A 15746-nucleotide genomic window follows, 5' to 3' on the forward strand; every position below is an offset into this window, starting at 1 on the left:
TGCCGGCGATGAGGCCAGACCTGTTTACTCGCCCGTCGCCACACCGCGCTTTGGATCATTGATCCACTCGCTCCACGACCCGGCATACAACCGACCCAGTGGATACCCCGCCAACGCCAGGGCGAACAGGTTATGGCAGGCCGTTACCCCCGACCCGCAATAGGCGACCAACTGCTCTGGCTCGCGCCCGGCGAGCTTTTCAGCAAAGCGCTGCTTGAGCTGCTCCGGCGCCAGGAAACGCCCCTGGGCGTCCAGGTTGTCGGTAAAGGCTGCACATTGCGCACCCGGAATATGCCCGGCAACCGGGTCGATCGGCTCCACTTCACCGCGAAACCGCGGCAAGGCACGCGCATCGATCAAGGTCAGCTCAGGGCTGTCCAGACGCTTGAGCAGGTGCTCGGCATCGATCAGCAGCTTGGGGTCCGGCTTGCCGTTGAACGAACCCTCACGCTTGACCGGTGCATCGAGGCTCAACGGAAGATGCGCCGCGTGCCAGGCCTTGAGGCCACCCTCGAGAATGGACACGTCACTGCGCTTGCCCAGCCAGACCAACAGCCACCAGGCACGTGCGGCAAAGGCACCAGGGCCATCGTCGTAGAGCACCACCTCGCTGTCGTCGTCCAGCCCCCACTCGCGCAACCGCTCGACCAGACGCTGCGGATCGGGCAGTGGGTGGCGCCCGGTTCGTCCCTTGCTCACCGGCCCGCTCAAATCCCTTTCCAGGTCGGCAAAGTGCGCCCCGGCGATATGCCCCTCGGCATAGCTACGCTGGCCGTAATCCGCATCCTCCAGGGCAAAACGACAATCCAGGATCACCAGTTTGGGCGAGTCCAGACGCTCGGCCAGCTGCTGCGGGGTGATCAATTGCGCAAGGGGCATGACAGTCTCCTGATCGATTGCACGAAGACCCTGGTTACTGTTCCAGGGCCTGGTTGAAGGGAACGTGGAATTCCTGGCACAACGCGTCCACGGCACTGCGCGCGCTATTGGTAACGAAGCCGAGCTCCAGCACCAGCACCTGATAGACGCCGCGCTTGAAGGCTTCTTCACCCAGGTGGGCGGAATGCTCGCGCGTGGTACTGAGAAAACGGACCCAGGACGTCAGCACGATCCAGGCGTTGATGGTCAGCGATTCGATCTGCGCAGGCTCCATGGCCAGGATGCCGGCATCGACGAAACCGCGGTAGATCGCCTGGCCCTGGCGCAGGCAGCGCTCGGAAAAACGCCGGTAGCGGGCGGCGAGTTCGGCGTCGCTGTCCAGCAGGTGCTCCAGATCGCGGTGCAGGAAGCGGTAGTTCCACATCGCCGCCAGCAGCGCCTTGAGGTAGAAGCGCTTGTCTTCCACCGTGGCCACGCGCCCTTGCGGCGGGCGCAGGAAGCTGTCCACCAGTTCTTCGTACTGGCTGAACAGCAGCGCGATGATCGCCTGCTTGTTGGGGAAGTGGTAGTACAGGTTGCCGGGCGACATTTCCATGTGCGCGGCAATGTGGTTGGTACTGACGCTGCGCTCGCCCTGCTGGTTGAACAGCTCCAGGCTGTTCTGCACGATGCGTTCGCGGGTCTTCATGCGCGGGGCCATGCTCAGCTCCCAGTCTGAAGGCTTTCGATAATGGCTCATCTTACGGTGTAACACGCCCCGGGTGCACCGCTCGGTACCGGGAAAAAAGTCGCACCATGGTACGAATTAGAGTATAGGCTCTAGACATTCTCAACCCAGAGGGGATGCCACCGTGACCTCGCCTATCGCCTTGCCTCCTGTGCATTCCGACACCGACCTGGAAGCGACGTTCGCCGCCCAGCGCAAGGCGTTCACCGGCAACCCGATGCCACCGGCGGCGCAACGGCGGCAGTGGCTGAAAAGCTTGCGCGAAGCGTTGCTGGCGGATCAGCAGCAACTGATCGAAGCCGTCGACACGGATTTCTCCGGGCGCAGCGCAGATGAAACCTTGCTGGCCGAGCTGCTGCCTTCTGTACAAGGCATCCGCCATGCCGAACGCCACCTGCGGCGATGGATGCGCCCGGACAGAAGAGCAGTCGGCCTGGCCTTCCAGCCCGCCAGTGCGCGCGTGCTGTACCAGCCGCTGGGGGTGGTGGGCATCATCGTGCCGTGGAACTACCCGTTGTTCCTCGCCATCGGCCCGCTGACCTGCGCCCTGGCCGCGGGCAATCGCGTGATGCTCAAGCTCAGCGAGGCCACGCCGGCCAGTGCCCAGGCGCTGAAGACCTTGCTGGAGCGGGTGTTCCCTGAGGACCTGGTCAGCGTGGTGCTGGGCGAAGTGGCGGTGGGCCAGGCATTCGCCAGGCTGCCCTTCGATCACCTGCTGTTCACCGGCGCCACCAGCGTCGGTCGCCAGGTCATGCTGGCCGCCGCGCAAAACCTGACCCCGGTGACGCTCGAGCTGGGCGGCAAGTCGCCGGCCATCGTTTCGGCCAGCGTACCGCTGGACGCTGCCGCCGAGCGCATCGCCTTCGGCAAGACCCTCAACGCCGGCCAGACCTGCGTGGCCCCCGACTACGTACTGGTGCCACGCGAGCGCCTCGAAGCCTTCAGCGATGCCTACAGCGATGCGGTTCACCGTTTCTACCCGCGTATTGCCGACAATCCCGACTACAGCGCCATCATCAACCCACGGCAGTTGCAGCGCCTGCAGCAGCTGCTGGACGACGCCCGCGCCAAAGGCGCCCGGGTAGTCGACCTGTACCCCGACGAGCCGCGCCAGGGCAGGCGCTTGCCGCCGCACCTGCTGCTGCAGGTGAACGACGACATGCACGTCATGCAGGACGAGATCTTCGGCCCGCTTCTGCCGCTGGTCCCCTACGACAGCCTCGACGATGCGCTGGCCTACATCAACCAGCGCCCGCGCCCCTTGGCGCTGTACTACTTTGGCTACGCCCGTGCCGAGCAGGAACATGTGTTGCAGCACAGCCATTCGGGCGGCGTATGCCTCAACGACACCCTGCTGCATGTGGCCCAGGACGACTTGCCCTTCGGCGGCATCGGCCCTTCCGGCATGGGCCACTACCACGGCCACGAGGGCTTCCTGACCTTCAGCAAGGCCAAGGCAGTGCTTGCCAAGCAGCGCCTGAATGCGGCGCGCCTGATCTACCCACCGTATGGCAAGGCCTTGCAGCGCCTGGTCTACAAACTGTTCATCCGCTGAGTCCTGCGCCATGCATCGCCGCGACTTGCTGCGTTTCAGCCTGGGCGCAAGCGCCTTCCTGGCCACCGCCAGCCTGGTCGGTTGCAGCCCCCAGGCGCCTGCCAGTGGTTATCAGGTACTGCGCGCCGACGACCTGCCACTGCTGCGCGCCATGATCCCGGTGGTGCTCGCCGGGACGGCGGCCAGCGACGTGCTGGTGCTGCACAGCCTCGACCACAAGCTGGCAGCGCTGTCCCCGGAAATGCTCAAGCTCACCCGACAGCTGTTCGATGTGCTCAGCCTGCCCCTGACCCGAGGGCCGTTGACGGGCATATGGGGCGCCTGGGAGCAGGCCGGCGCGGATCAGGTGACGGCGTTTCTGCAGCGTTGGCAGGACAGTTCGCTGAACCTGCTGCGCATGGGCCACGCCTCGCTGCTGCAACTGCTGCAGATGGCCTGGTACGAGCGCCCGGAAGCCTGGGCGGCCTGTGGCTACCCCGGCCCGCCGAAAATCTGAACCACGACAAGAGCCCTGCCAATGCCTGTCATCGACCCGTTTCGCCAAGGCCTCGACCGCGGCTGGATAGCCCGCGACGGCTCACGCCTGGAGCACGACCTCACCCTGCAGGCCGACATTGCCGTGATCGGTAGCGGCGCAGGCGGCGCCACCAGCGCGCAGATCCTCAGCGCTGCAGGGTTCAAGGTGCTGCTGATCGAGGAAGGCCCCCTGAAAACCAGCAGCGACTTCCACCTGCTGGAGAGCGAAGCCTATGCCAGCCTGTATCAGGAAGGCCTGGGCAGGATGAGCAAGGATGGCGCCATCACGATCCTGCAGGGCCGGGCGGTGGGTGGAACGACGCTGGTCAACTGGACTTCGAGCTTTCACACGCCAGCGCAGACCTTGGCCCACTGGGCCACGGCGCACGCTGTGAAAGGCCTGGGCGAAGCTGAAATGCGCCCTTGGTTCGAGCGTATCGAACAAGAGCTGGGCATCAGCCCCTGGGCCATGCCGCCCAACGCCAACAACGATGTGCTGCGCCGCGGTTGCGAGCAGCTCGGCTACCGCTGGGCGGTGATCCCGCGCAATGTGCGGGGTTGCTGGAACCTCGGCTATTGCGGCATGGGCTGCCCGGTCAACGCCAAGCAGTCGATGCTGGTCACGCGCATTCCCGCCCTGCTCGAAAACGGTGGCGAGCTGCTGTACCTGGCGCGTGCCGAGCGCTTCGAGCACGACGGCGAACGCATTGCCCAGTTGCACTGCCAAGCCCTGGATGCCCAAGGAATACAGCCAACGGGGCGAAGCATCAGGGTTCGCGCTCGGCACTACATCCTCGCCGGCGGCGGCATCAACAGCCCCGCCATGCTGCTGCGCTCCAAGGCGCCCGACCCCCACGACCGCCTGGGCAAGCGCACCTTCCTGCACCTGGTGAATTTCAGCGCGGCACGCTTCGACGAACGTATCGACCCCTTCCATGGCGCCCCGCAATCCATCTACAGCGACCACTTCCAGTGGCAGGACGGCGTCGACGGCGCAGTGGGCTACAAGTTGGAAGTGCCGCCCCTGCACCCGGCCCTGGCCAGCACCTTGCTCGGCGGCCATGGCACCGACAATGCCCGGCGCATGGCTGAACTGCCGCACACCCACGTCATGCTCGCGCTGCTGCGGGACGGTTTCCACCCGCAAAGCCCTGGTGGCACGGTGGCGTTGCGTGGCGATGGTTCCCCGGTGCTCGACTACCCGGTCAGCGACTACCTGCGCGATGGCCTGCGCCGGGCCTACCGCAGCATGGCGCAGATCCAGTTCGCCGCGGGCGCCACCCACGTTACCCCGCTGCACAGCGATGCCCGCGCCACGACCGACCTGGCGCAGACGCTAGGCATGATCGACGGCTTGGACCTGGATCTGTTCCGTACACGCCTGGGCAGCGCCCATGTCATGGGCGGCTGCGCCATGGGCGAAGACCCGCGCCAGGCGGTGTGCGACAGCCTGGGCCGCCATCATCAGCTGGAAAACCTGTCGATTCATGACGGTTCGCTGTTCCCCACCAGCATCGGCGCCAACCCTCAATTGTCGGTGTACGCACTGAGCGCAAAGCTCAGCGAAGCCCTGGTCGCCCGCCTGGCACACAGTGCATGACAACGAATACGGCCCCTGTCTATAGTGCCATCAGCCGGCCGGATGACTTGGCCGGGCGCAATCGCTGCGCTACCATCCGACTCCCCAACGCACTCCAGCCAGGATGACGCGATGAACCGAGTGTTGTACCCGGGTACTTTCGACCCCATTACCAAAGGCCATGGCGACCTGGTCGAACGCGCCTCGCGGCTTTTCGACCACGTGATCATCGCGGTGGCGGCCAGCCCGAAGAAAAACCCCCTGTTCCCCCTGGAGCAGCGGGTGGCGCTGGCCCGTGAGGTCACCCAGCACCTGCCCAATGTCGAAGTCATCGGCTTCTCTTCGCTGCTGGCGCACTTCGCCAAGGAACAGGGCGCCAACGTCTTCCTGCGGGGCCTGCGCGCGGTTTCGGACTTCGAGTACGAATTCCAGCTGGCGAACATGAACCGGCAACTGGCGCCCGACGTCGAGAGCCTGTTCCTCACCCCTTCGGAGCGGTATTCGTTCATTTCCTCGACGTTAGTGCGGGAAATCGCCGCGCTGGGCGGTGATATCAGCAAGTTCGTCCACCCGATCGTGGCCGAGGCATTGACCGAACGGTTCAAGAAGTAAGCCCAAGCGCCTGATTATCGCGCCCGCGTGCACTGCGGGCGCGAATGCGGCACAATTGTGCCCATTGCGTTGAACATGCCCGGGCGCAGAGCCCCGGCCGGAGTCCCCATGTCCCTGATCATCACCGACGATTGCATCAACTGCGACGTCTGCGAACCCGAGTGCCCGAACGAGGCCATCTCCCAAGGCGAAGAGATCTACGTGATCGACCCGAACCTGTGCACTCAGTGCGTGGGTCACTACGATGAGCCGCAGTGCCAGCAGGTCTGCCCGGTCGACTGCATCCCGCTGGATGAAGCGCACCCGGAAACCGAAGATGAGCTGATGGCCAAGTATCGCCGCATCACTGGCAAGGCCTGATTTCAGCAGTGCCCCCTATCGCCGGCAAGCCGGCTCCCACAGAGTACTGTGTGCTCTTTTGTGGGAGCCGGCTTGCCGGCGATTGGGCCTTGAGATTCAGCGCTGGCAGCGCGGGCAGTACACGCTCGCCCGCTGCCCCAGCTTCACCTCGCGCAATGTCGTGCCGCACAGCTTGCACGGCATCCCGCCGCGCCCATAGACGAACAGCTCCTGCTGGAAGTATCCCGGCTGCCCATCACCGCCAATGAAATCGCGCAGGGTGGTCCCGCCCTGTTCAATGGCCGCCGCCAGCACGCGCTTGATCTCGATGGCCAGCTTCAGATAGCGCGCCCTCGAAATCCCGCCCGCTTCCCGCCGGGGGTCGATACCCGCGGCGAACAGCGCTTCGGTCGCGTAAATGTTGCCCACCCCCACCACCACCGCGTTGTCCATGATGAACGGCTTGACCGCCATCGACCGCCCGCGTGACAGCTGGAACAGGCGCTCGCCGTCGAACAGGTCGGTCAGCGGCTCTGGCCCCAGGCGCAGCAGCAGCTCATGGTTCAGCGGGTCGAGGCTCCAGAGCATGGCACCGAAACGCCGCGGGTCGGTGTAGCGCAGCATCAGCCCCGACTCCAGCTCGATATCGACATGCTCGTGCTTGCCTGCCGGCAGCCCGACCTCGACCAGCCGCAAGTTGCCCGACATGCCCAGGTGGCTGATCAGCGTGCCCACCTCGGCATTGATCAGCAGGTACTTGGCACGCCGCTCGACGCTGACGATACGTTGCCCGGACAGTCGCACGTCCAGGTCCTCGGGAATCGGCCAGCGCAGGCGCCGGTCACGCACCACCACGCGGCTGACACGCTGGCCTTGCAGATGTGGCGCAATACCGCGCCGGGTCGTCTCGACTTCGGGTAGTTCTGGCATGGATCAGTGCCCGCCCAGCTCGCGAATGGTCTGTTTGAGGTTCTCGAAGTCGTACTCCGACAAGCCGATGTAGTCCAGTACCAGCGGGCCGACCGCATGCCACTCGTGGTCGACGGCCTGGTTGCCCAGCACCCGGTAGGAAGCGCAGATGTGCTCGGCCATCTTCAGTACCGCCAGCAGGTTCTTCAGCTGGTTCTGGGTATTGCGCGACGACTCCTCGCGGAACACGGCCAGCGCGTTGTGGTGGTTGGCGATGGCCGCGCTGATGTGCTCCGGCAGTCGCCACGACTTGGCCGTGAAGTAGCCGACTACCGAGTGGTTGGTGTTGAAAGTGCGGTTTTCGGTATCGACCACCCGGGTTTCTGCGCTGGCGCTGGCATAGGCCTCTTCCAGCACCTGCATGTAATTGGGGAAGCGCTTGAGCATCAGCGGCACGCCGCAATCATGGAACAGCCCAAGGGTGTAGGCCTCGTCTGCCGCCTGGATGCCCGTGCGCTTGGCCAGGGTCAGGCAGGTCATGGCCACGTCCTGGGCGGTGTCCCAGAAACGGTTGAGGGTGACGATGGTCTCGTCGCTCATCTCGCCCTTGATCGACTGGGCGTTGATCAGGTTGATGATGGAGCGGCTACCCAGCAAATTGACTGCACGCTGGATCGACCCAATCTTGTTGGCCAGGCCGAAGTGCGCCGAGTTGACCAGCTTGAGCAAGGCGCCAGACAGGCCGGGGTCCTGGGAAATCAGCTTGGCGATGGTGTCCAGGTCCGGGTCGGGCATGTACTGCTCGAACTGCAGGTCGACCATGATCTGCGGTTGCGGCGGAATGGTGATGCCTTGCAAGGCTTGCTGGATCTGTTCGGCGCTGAGTTCTTGGGACATGCGTGCACACTCGTTGAGGACGGAGGATTCTAGCACTGGATCGCGTCTAGGCCGCCCCCTTCACAGGACAAGTCCCCCCCTTGCTCAAGAGAGCGGTTGCCCCTGTGGGAGCCGGCTTGCCGGCGATGAAGCCCGCACTTTGTCGTGCCCCGCCCCGATTCCAGGGCCAACCGGTTATACTCCCGCTCTTTTTTCCCGGAGCGACGTCATGTCCCTGCCCAGCCTTCGCCTCAAAGCCAATGCCGACCGCCGCCTGCGCGCCGGCCACCTGTGGGTCTACAGCAACGAAGTCGACGTCGCCGCGACCCCGCTGCAAGGCCTTCAGGCCGGCCAGCAGGCGATCCTCGAGGCAGCCAATGGCAAGCCGTTGGGCATCGTGGCGCTGAGCCCGAACAACCTGATCTGCGCCCGCCTGCTGTCGCGTGACATCAAGCTGCCGCTGGACAAGTCGTTGCTGGTGCACCGCCTCAACGTCGCCCTGTCCCTGCGCCAGCGCCTGTTCGACCAGCCGTGCTACCGGCTGGTCTACGGCGACTCCGACCTGCTGCCAGGCCTGGTGGTCGACCGCTTCTTCGATATCCTCGTGGTACAGCTGGCCTCGGCCACCATGGAACAGCACAAGGATGACGTGATCGCCGCCCTGGTTCAGGTGATCAAGCCAAGCGGCATCCTGTTCAAGAACGATTCTGCCGCCCGTGACGCCGAAGGCCTGCAGCGCTACGTCGAAACCGTCTACGGCGAAGTACCCGACTGGGTCGCGCTGGAAGAGAACGGCGTCAAGTTCGAAGCGCCGGTCCGCGAAGGTCAGAAAACCGGCTGGTTCTACGACCACCGCATGAACCGCGCGCGCCTGGCACCCTATGTCAAAGGCAAGCGTGTGCTCGACCTGTTCAGCTACATCGGTGGCTGGGGTGTGCAGGCAGGCGCATTCGGCGCCAGCGAAGTGTTCTGTGTCGATGCCTCGGGCTTTGCCCTGGATGGCGTCGAGCGTAACGCCGCACTCAATGGCATCAGCGAAAAAGTGACCTGCATCGAAGGTGACGTGTTCGAAGCCCTGCGCGAGCTGAAAGCTGCCGAAGAGCGTTTCGACGTGATCATTGCCGACCCACCCGCCTTCATCAAGCGCAAGAAAGACCTGAAAAACGGCGAAGCGGCCTACCGCCGCCTCAACGAACAGGCCATGCGCATGTTGAACAAGGACGGCATCCTGGTCAGCGCCTCGTGCTCGATGCACCTGCCTGAAGACGACCTGAACAACATCCTGCTGACCAGCGCCCGTCACCTGGACCGCAACCTGCAACTGCTCGAGCGCGGCGGCCAGGGCCCGGACCACCCGGTGCACCCGGCAATTGCCGAAACCCGCTACATCAAGAGCATTACCTGCCGTTTGCTGCCTAACAGCTGATTGGCAAACGCATAGAAATGGGGCCGCATTGCGGCCCCATTTTCATTTCAGATATCCAGCACGTACGAAGCGATCCCGAAGTACACCAGCACCCCCGCCGCATCGGCGATGGAGGTGACCAGCGGCCCACTGGCAGTCGCTGGATCAAGCTTGAGCCTGGTGAACATGAAGGGCAGGCTCATGCCGATCAGGCTGCCCAGCAACACGATCACCAGCATGCTGCTGGCAACGATCAGGGCGATCTCCGGCCCGCCTCGCAGCGCCCCGAGCGATGCAACCGCCAGTGCCATGGTGCCACCGAGCGCCAACGCGACCCCGCACTCCCTTCCCAGCATGCGCAGCCAGTCACGCATGACCACTTCGCCCGTCGCCAGGCCGCGCACCATCAAGGTTGCCGATTGCGCCCCGGCATTGCCACCGCTGTCCACCAGCAACGGCAGGAAGAACACCAGCACGATATGCGCGGCAATGGTTTCTTCGAACGCCGCAATGCCCGCCCCCGAGAACAGGTTGACGAACACCAGCAGCACCAGCCACAGCACGCGCTTGCGGTACAGCAGGCTGACCGTGGCATCACGCAGGTTGCCGACATGGTTGGTAATCGAGGCGCCCTTGTGGAAATCCTCGGTGGCTTCATCCACCACCACGTCGAGCGCCTCGTCGCAGGTGACGATGCCCACCAGGCGCCCGACCTCGTCCAGTACCGGCACGGCCAGCAGGTCATGCTCGCGGATCTTGCGCGCGACCTCTTCCTGGCGGGTACTGGAACAGACGCAGATGACATTGCGCACCATGATGCGCTCGATGGGCTCGTCCGGCGCCGCCAGGATCAGCTCGCGCAAGGACAGCGTCCCCAGCAGGTTGCGCTGCCCGTCGAGCACGTAGGACTGGTAGATGGTTTCGGCATCCGCCGCTTCCCGGCGCAGCATGTCGATGGCCTGGCTGGCGGTAAGGCCGGCGTCGAGGCTTGAGTACTCACTGGTCATCAAGCTGCCAGCCGTGCCTTCGCCGTAGCCGTCCGGGTGCAGGAAATCATCGCGCCGGGCCTGGGCAGCCTGGCGCAGGGTGAGCGGGGTATCACGGAATTCGCAAGTGTGTTGCATGAGGTTCTCCAGGCGCCGACGCAGGCGCCCACAGACCTCAGTCACATGGACTCAAGCCCTCGGCAGCCCTGGCGGCGGCGCGCTCAGTGCCAATTTGCAGGTTCTGTGTGAACCGAAACTGGGAAGGTCCATTAAGGTCGTGTCTCGTGAAGCCGCACATGCGGCGCGGCGGATATTAAGAAGCTTCGGAGGGTGTTGTCAGCCCTGCTGGGTGTATTTCGGAAGCGTCCTACAACAACCGGCCATTCGTGCAAAACCACCGCCCAGACACATCGCCATTCCCTCGCCGCGCCAGCGGTGTAGAATCGGCCTATTCATCGCCAGTCATCCCCCGGCGGGTTTATGAGCTCTGGCCAAGCATGCGGCGATCCCGTAGTGTCTTCGGCCCCCATCCGTGCCAGTGGCAACCGGCCTGCGGTGCAAAGGACAAGAGAAGCTCACTTCCCTTTTTGTGACCTGATTTACCGCCAGGAGCGCTTCATGCCTGATTATCGTTCCAAGACCTCCACCCACGGCCGCAACATGGCCGGTGCCCGTGCCCTGTGGCGCGCCACCGGGATGAAGGACGAAGATTTCAAGAAACCGATCATCGCCATCGCCAACTCGTTCACCCAGTTCGTCCCAGGTCATGTGCACCTGAAGGACCTGGGCCAGCTGGTTGCCCGCGAGATCGAACGCGCCGGTGGCGTGGCCAAGGAGTTCAACACCATCGCGGTCGACGACGGCATCGCCATGGGCCATGACGGCATGCTCTATTCCCTGCCGAGCCGCGAGATCATCGCCGACGCCGTCGAGTACATGGTCAACGCCCACTGTGCCGACGCCATCGTCTGCATCTCCAACTGCGACAAGATCACCCCCGGCATGCTGATGGCCGCCCTGCGCCTGAACATCCCGGTGATCTTCGTTTCCGGCGGCCCGATGGAAGCCGGCAAGACCAAGCTTGCCAGCCACGGCCTGGACCTGGTCGACGCCATGGTCATCGCCGCCGACTCCACGGCCTCCGACGAGAAGGTTGCCGAGTACGAGCGCAGCGCCTGCCCGACCTGCGGTTCCTGCTCCGGCATGTTCACCGCCAACTCGATGAACTGCCTGACCGAAGCCCTGGGCCTGGCCCTGCCGGGCAACGGCTCGACCCTGGCGACCCACGCCGACCGCGAGCAGCTGTTCCTCACCGCTGGCCGCACCATCGTCGAGCTGTGCAAGCGCTACTACGGCGACAACGATGAGTCGGTGCTGCCGCGCAGCATCGCCAACTTCAAGGCGTTCGAGAACGCCATGATGCTCGACATCGCCATGGGCGGTTCGACCAACACCATCCTGCACCTGCTGGCCGCCGCCCAGGAAGGCGAGGTCGACTTCGACCTGCGCGACATCGATCGCCTGTCGCGCAAGGTGCCGCAGCTGTGCAAGGTGGCGCCGAACATCCAGAAGTACCACATGGAGGACGTCCACCGCGCCGGTGGCATCTTCAGCATCCTCGGCTCGCTGGCCCGTGGCGGCCTGCTGCACACCGACCTGCCGACCGTGCACAGCCGCAGCATGGAAGAAGCCATCGCCAAGTGGGACATCACCCAGACCGATGACGAAGCGGTGCACACCTTCTTCAAGGCCGGCCCGGCCGGTATCCCGACCCAGACCGCGTTCAGCCAGTCGACCCGTTGGGAAACCCTCGACGACGACCGCGAGAACGGCTGCATCCGCAGTTTCGAGCACGCCTACTCGCAAGAAGGCGGCCTGGCCGTGCTGTACGGCAACATCGCGCTCGACGGTTGCGTGGTGAAGACCGCCGGTGTCGACGAGTCGATCCACGTGTTCGAAGGCAACGCGAAGATCTTCGAAAGCCAGGACAGCGCCGTGCGCGGCATCCTGGCCGATGAAGTGAAGGCCGGCGATATCGTCATCATCCGTTACGAAGGCCCGAAAGGCGGCCCGGGCATGCAAGAGATGCTCTACCCGACTTCGTACCTGAAATCCAAGGGCCTGGGTAAAGCCTGCGCCCTGCTCACCGACGGTCGCTTCTCGGGCGGTACCTCGGGCCTGTCGATCGGCCACGCCTCGCCGGAAGCCGCCGCTGGCGGCGCCATCGGCCTGGTGCGCGACGGCGACAAGGTGTTGATCGACATCCCTAACCGTTCGATCAACCTGCAGGTCAGCGATGAAGAGCTGGCCGCGCGTCGCGTGGAGCAGGACAAGAAGGGCTGGAAGCCGGTCGAAGTGCGCCCGCGCAAGGTGACCACCGCACTGAAGGCCTACGCCCTGCTGGCGACCAGCGCCGACAAGGGGGCTGTGCGTAACAAGGCGATGCTGGAAGGGCTGTGAGGCCTTGATGGTGTGAAACAAGAAAACCGGCGCCCTGAGCGCCGGTTTTTTTATGTCTGTACCGGCCCATTCGCGGGACAAGCCCGCTCCCACAGATACACCACAGTACTTGAAGGCTGTGGCGTACTTGTGGGAGCGGGCTTGTCCCGCGAAAGGGCCGGCAAGGGCAACCCGAATTCCTACTGAATCTGCTCGGGCGTCACGATCACCCAGTTCTTGTCCGCCGTCACCGGCAACCCTTCCTTGGCCTGCGCCGCCGCCTGCTTGGAGATCATCCCATTCAGCTGGTCCATGTACTTGGCCTTGCGATTTATCCACAGATGGATGCCACCCTTGTCCACATCCACCCCATGGAACTGCATGTAGCCATCACTGGTCGGCGTATCCCCACCCACCAGTACCGGTTTCTTCCATTCATCGATATAGGTGAGGATCGCCGCTTGCTTGCCGGCCATCCAGGTAGCGGGTGTCCACAGGTAGGGCGTCATCTCCAGGCTGTCGTTGGCCTTGGCATCGTATTTACCCTCGGTGATCTGCTTGCGCGCCGTGGTCAGCTGGCCGCTGGCACGGTCCTTGAGCAGCAGGCTGACGCCAATCACATTCTCGGGTTTCACGTTGTAGCCGTACTTGGGGTCAGAGGCGACCATCCGCACCAGCTCCTCCGAAGCCGCCGAGATCACGTAGACCTCGATGCCGTTCTCCATCAGCTTGTTGTACAGCTCGGCCTGGCCGGTGAAGACCTTGGGCGGCTGCACCTCGATGGTCTTGACCTGATCGCCCTCGAAATAGGTGCTGGGGACTGGCTTGCCCGAGGCCATCAGCTCATCGACCTGGGCCTTCAGTTCCTTGAGGGTGAAGCCGGAAAACACCTGGGCCACCCACGGGTAGCAGACCATGTCGTCGACTTCGCACAGGCGATAGTAATAACTGAACAGGCTTTCCTTGTGCGTGGCGGTGTCCTTGAACGGCATCAGCTTGAGCGAGGGGTCGAGCTTGTCACGGGTCAGCAGCCCCTTGTTCTCCATGAACGGCAGCAGCGCTTCTTCGAGGTCAAAACGGTAGCTGGTGTTGTCCATGTCGAATACCGCGTAGTTACCTTTGTTGGCATTGGCGGCAATCATGGCATCGAGCTGCTTGGCCGCTTCCGCTGGCCAATGCTTGAGCTCGGTGGCCCAGCTTTCGACACTGAACAGCAAGGACAAACCAAGGGCCAAGGCTTTCGGAGCGAACTTCATGTGCGGATCTCCTGAAATAATCCCGGAAAAACTAGTCCAGGAATGCCTGCCCGGCGCCCCTCACAACGACCTTTGTGCAGCCGTAAACGCCGTGTTTATTGCTATTTGCGACAAACCGTTATTCCATTAGCGACTAAGCAAATTACTTTTGGGTATAAATTCGTTTGTTTTCAGGCTGTTAGCATTTCCGTTCGCAATCGCTCACAGAGGCGATGCCTCTTCTGCTTTTTCCTGGAGCTTCAATGAACCTGCCGTTGTCTCTCAACCTGCTGGCGTTCCTGGCCTTGCTGCTGGGCCTGGCGCAAACCCGCCGTACCGACTGGAGCCTGGCCAAGAAGGTCTTGCTCGGCCTGGTGCTGGGCGTGGTGTTCGGCCTGGTGCTGCACACGATCTACGGTGCTGGCCATCCGGTACTGAAAGCCACCATCGCTTGGCTCGATCTGGTCGGCAACGGCTACGTCGGCCTGCTGCAGATGATCGTCATGCCGCTGATCTTCGCCTCGATCCTCAGCGCCGTGGCCCGCCTGCACAACGCTTCGTCGCTGGGACGCATCAGCGTGCTGAGCATCGGCACGCTGCTGCTGACCACCGCCATCGCCGCGCTGATCGGCGTGGCCTTGACCAACCTGTTCGGCCTGAGCGCCGAAGGGCTGGTAGCCGGCGTACAGGAGAGCGCACGCCTGCAGGCCATCCACAGTGACTATGCCGGCAAGGTCGCCGACCTCAACATCCCGCAGCTGCTGCTGTCGTTCGTGCCCAGCAACCCGGTGGGCGACCTGGCACGGGCCAAGCCGACCTCGATCATCAGCGTGGTGATCTTCGCCGTGTTCGTGGGCCTGGCCGCACTGCAACTGATCAAGGACGACGCCGAGAAAGGCGGACGTGCGCTGTCGGCCATCGACACCCTGCAAGCCTGGGTGATGCGCCTGGTGCGCCTGGTGATGAAGCTGACCCCTTACGGCGTGCTGGCGCTGATGACCAAAGTGGTGGCCAGCTCCAACTTCGACGACATCCTCAAGCTGGGCAGCTTCGTGGTGGTGTCGTACATCGGTCTGGGCCTGATGTTCGTGGTGCACGGCATCATCCTCGCCATCACCGGCGTCAGCCCGCTGCGCTTCTTCCGCAAGGTCTGGCCGGTGCTGACCTTCGCCTTCACCAGCCGCTCCAGCGCAGCGAGCATCCCGCTGAACATCGAGGCGCAGACACGCCGCCTGGGTGTGCCGCAATCGATCGCCAGCTTCAGTGCCTCGTTCGGTGCGACCATCGGCCAGAACGGCTGTGCCGGCCTGTACCCGGCGATGTTGGCGGTGATGGTGGCGCCTGCGGTGGGTATCGATACCTTCGACCCACTGTGGATCGCGACCCTGGTGGCGATCGTCACCCTGAGTTCGGCCGGTGTCGCGGGTGTGGGTGGCGGGGCCACCTTCGCTGCGCTGATCGTGCTGCCGGCCATGGGCTTGCCGGTTGAACTGGTGGCGCTGCTGATCTCGGTGGAGCCGCTGATCGACATGGGGCGCACGGCGTTGAACGTGAATGGGTCGATGACGGCGGGTGTGGTGACTAGCCAGCTGTTGAAAGAGACCGACAAGGGCGTGCTGGCCGATGACGAGCATGCCGAGTTGAGCCATTCCTGAGATTGCGTGGGGCTGCTTTGCAGCCCAATCGCCG

The 15746-nt window shown here is 63.8% G+C and carries 14 protein-coding genes; 8 read left to right on the forward strand and 6 right to left on the reverse strand.

The annotated features are described in order from the left end of the window. Positions 1–24: 24 nt before the first annotated feature. Positions 25–879 (reverse strand): sulfurtransferase, encoded by an 855-nt coding sequence (locus tag PMI38_RS15760; RefSeq protein ID WP_008095795.1) that lies wholly within the window; start codon positions 877–879, stop codon positions 25–27. 34 nt (positions 880–913) lie between these two features. Next, positions 914–1579, reverse strand: coding sequence for a TetR/AcrR family transcriptional regulator (locus PMI38_RS15765; RefSeq protein ID WP_008095798.1), 666 nt, complete (start codon positions 1577–1579; stop codon positions 914–916). 151 nt (positions 1580–1730) lie between these two features. Here PMI38_RS15765 and PMI38_RS15770 point away from each other — a divergent pair, with 151 nt between their 5' ends. From PMI38_RS15770 to PMI38_RS15790, 5 genes are all read left to right on the forward strand, one after another. Then, positions 1731–3161 carry a coniferyl aldehyde dehydrogenase gene (locus PMI38_RS15770; RefSeq protein WP_008095799.1) on the forward strand — a complete coding sequence of 477 codons (1431 nt, stop codon included), beginning with the start codon at positions 1731–1733 and terminating at the stop codon, positions 3159–3161. A gap of 10 nt (positions 3162–3171) precedes the next feature. Beyond that, complete coding sequence (locus tag PMI38_RS15775; protein WP_008095800.1) at positions 3172–3657, forward strand: hypothetical protein; 486 nt, start codon at positions 3172–3174, stop codon at positions 3655–3657. A 21-nt stretch (positions 3658–3678) separates the two neighbouring features. Continuing rightward, positions 3679–5277: a GMC family oxidoreductase gene (locus PMI38_RS15780; RefSeq protein ID WP_008095801.1), complete on the forward strand. Its 1599-nt coding sequence runs from the start codon at positions 3679–3681 to the stop codon at positions 5275–5277. 111 nt (positions 5278–5388) lie between these two features. Beyond that, positions 5389–5868, forward strand: coding sequence for a pantetheine-phosphate adenylyltransferase (gene coaD / locus PMI38_RS15785; RefSeq protein ID WP_008095803.1), 480 nt, complete (start codon positions 5389–5391; stop codon positions 5866–5868). Positions 5869–5976: 108 nt separating this feature from the next. Continuing rightward, a complete protein-coding gene (locus PMI38_RS15790) occupies positions 5977–6228 on the forward strand; it encodes a YfhL family 4Fe-4S dicluster ferredoxin (protein ID WP_008095804.1) in 252 nt (83 codons plus the stop codon). Positions 6229–6324: 96 nt separating this feature from the next. Here the strand turns inward: PMI38_RS15790 and mutM are convergent, their stop codons facing one another. Together mutM and PMI38_RS15800 are read right to left on the reverse strand one after the other, a co-directional pair. After that, positions 6325–7137 (reverse strand): bifunctional DNA-formamidopyrimidine glycosylase/DNA-(apurinic or apyrimidinic site) lyase, encoded by an 813-nt coding sequence (gene mutM / locus PMI38_RS15795; protein ID WP_008095806.1) that lies wholly within the window; start codon positions 7135–7137, stop codon positions 6325–6327. 3 nt (positions 7138–7140) lie between these two features. Further along, positions 7141–7959, reverse strand: a complete 819-nt coding sequence (locus PMI38_RS15800) for an HDOD domain-containing protein (protein WP_177324915.1) — start codon at positions 7957–7959, stop codon at positions 7141–7143. Positions 7960–8221: 262 nt separating this feature from the next. On the opposite strand from PMI38_RS15800, the gene PMI38_RS15805 reads away from it, so the two are divergent. After that, entirely contained in the window at positions 8222–9418 is a 1197-nt protein-coding gene (locus tag PMI38_RS15805) for a class I SAM-dependent rRNA methyltransferase (protein WP_008095810.1), read from the forward strand. A 47-nt stretch (positions 9419–9465) separates the two neighbouring features. Here PMI38_RS15805 and mgtE read toward each other — a convergent pair whose 3' ends face one another. Continuing rightward, on the reverse strand, positions 9466–10521 hold the full coding sequence (gene mgtE, locus PMI38_RS15810; RefSeq protein ID WP_008095812.1) for a magnesium transporter: 1056 nt from the start codon (positions 10519–10521) through the stop codon (positions 9466–9468). Positions 10522–11001: 480 nt separating this feature from the next. Here mgtE and ilvD point away from each other — a divergent pair, with 480 nt between their 5' ends. After that, on the forward strand, positions 11002–12843 hold the full coding sequence (gene ilvD, locus PMI38_RS15815; RefSeq protein ID WP_008095814.1) for a dihydroxy-acid dehydratase: 1842 nt from the start codon (positions 11002–11004) through the stop codon (positions 12841–12843). 179 nt (positions 12844–13022) lie between these two features. On the opposite strand, the gene PMI38_RS15820 is transcribed toward ilvD, so the two are convergent. Beyond that, entirely contained in the window at positions 13023–14078 is a 1056-nt protein-coding gene (locus tag PMI38_RS15820) for a hypothetical protein (RefSeq protein ID WP_008095815.1), read from the reverse strand. Between the two features lie 242 nt (positions 14079–14320). On the opposite strand from PMI38_RS15820, the gene PMI38_RS15825 reads away from it, so the two are divergent. Beyond that, a complete protein-coding gene (locus PMI38_RS15825; RefSeq protein ID WP_008095816.1) occupies positions 14321–15712 on the forward strand; it encodes an L-cystine transporter in 1392 nt (463 codons plus the stop codon). Positions 15713–15746: the final 34 nt, after the last annotated feature.

The sequence above is a fragment of the Pseudomonas sp. GM84 genome, from assembly GCF_000282535.1.
In the GTDB taxonomy this organism is placed as follows: Bacteria; Pseudomonadota; Gammaproteobacteria; order Pseudomonadales; family Pseudomonadaceae; genus Aquipseudomonas.

Excerpts from the sequence above, each read along its gene's own strand:
- PMI38_RS15760 (WP_008095795.1), bottom strand. The coding sequence starts at position 879 with ATGCCCCTTGCGCAATTGATCACCCCGCAGCAGCTGGCCGAGCGTCTG.
- PMI38_RS15765 (WP_008095798.1), bottom strand. The coding sequence starts at position 1,579 with ATGGCCCCGCGCATGAAGACCCGCGAACGCATCGTGCAGAACAGCCTG.
- PMI38_RS15775 (WP_008095800.1), top strand. The coding sequence starts at position 3,172 with ATGCATCGCCGCGACTTGCTGCGTTTCAGCCTGGGCGCAAGCGCCTTC.
- PMI38_RS15780 (WP_008095801.1), top strand. The coding sequence starts at position 3,679 with ATGCCTGTCATCGACCCGTTTCGCCAAGGCCTCGACCGCGGCTGGATA.
- coaD (WP_008095803.1), top strand. The coding sequence starts at position 5,389 with ATGAACCGAGTGTTGTACCCGGGTACTTTCGACCCCATTACCAAAGGC.
- PMI38_RS15790 (WP_008095804.1), top strand. The coding sequence starts at position 5,977 with ATGTCCCTGATCATCACCGACGATTGCATCAACTGCGACGTCTGCGAA.
- mutM (WP_008095806.1), bottom strand. The coding sequence starts at position 7,137 with ATGCCAGAACTACCCGAAGTCGAGACGACCCGGCGCGGTATTGCGCCA.
- PMI38_RS15805 (WP_008095810.1), top strand. The coding sequence starts at position 8,222 with ATGTCCCTGCCCAGCCTTCGCCTCAAAGCCAATGCCGACCGCCGCCTG.
- mgtE (WP_008095812.1), bottom strand. The coding sequence starts at position 10,521 with ATGCAACACACTTGCGAATTCCGTGATACCCCGCTCACCCTGCGCCAG.
- ilvD (WP_008095814.1), top strand. The coding sequence starts at position 11,002 with ATGCCTGATTATCGTTCCAAGACCTCCACCCACGGCCGCAACATGGCC.
- PMI38_RS15820 (WP_008095815.1), bottom strand. The coding sequence starts at position 14,078 with ATGAAGTTCGCTCCGAAAGCCTTGGCCCTTGGTTTGTCCTTGCTGTTC.
- PMI38_RS15825 (WP_008095816.1), top strand. The coding sequence starts at position 14,321 with ATGAACCTGCCGTTGTCTCTCAACCTGCTGGCGTTCCTGGCCTTGCTG.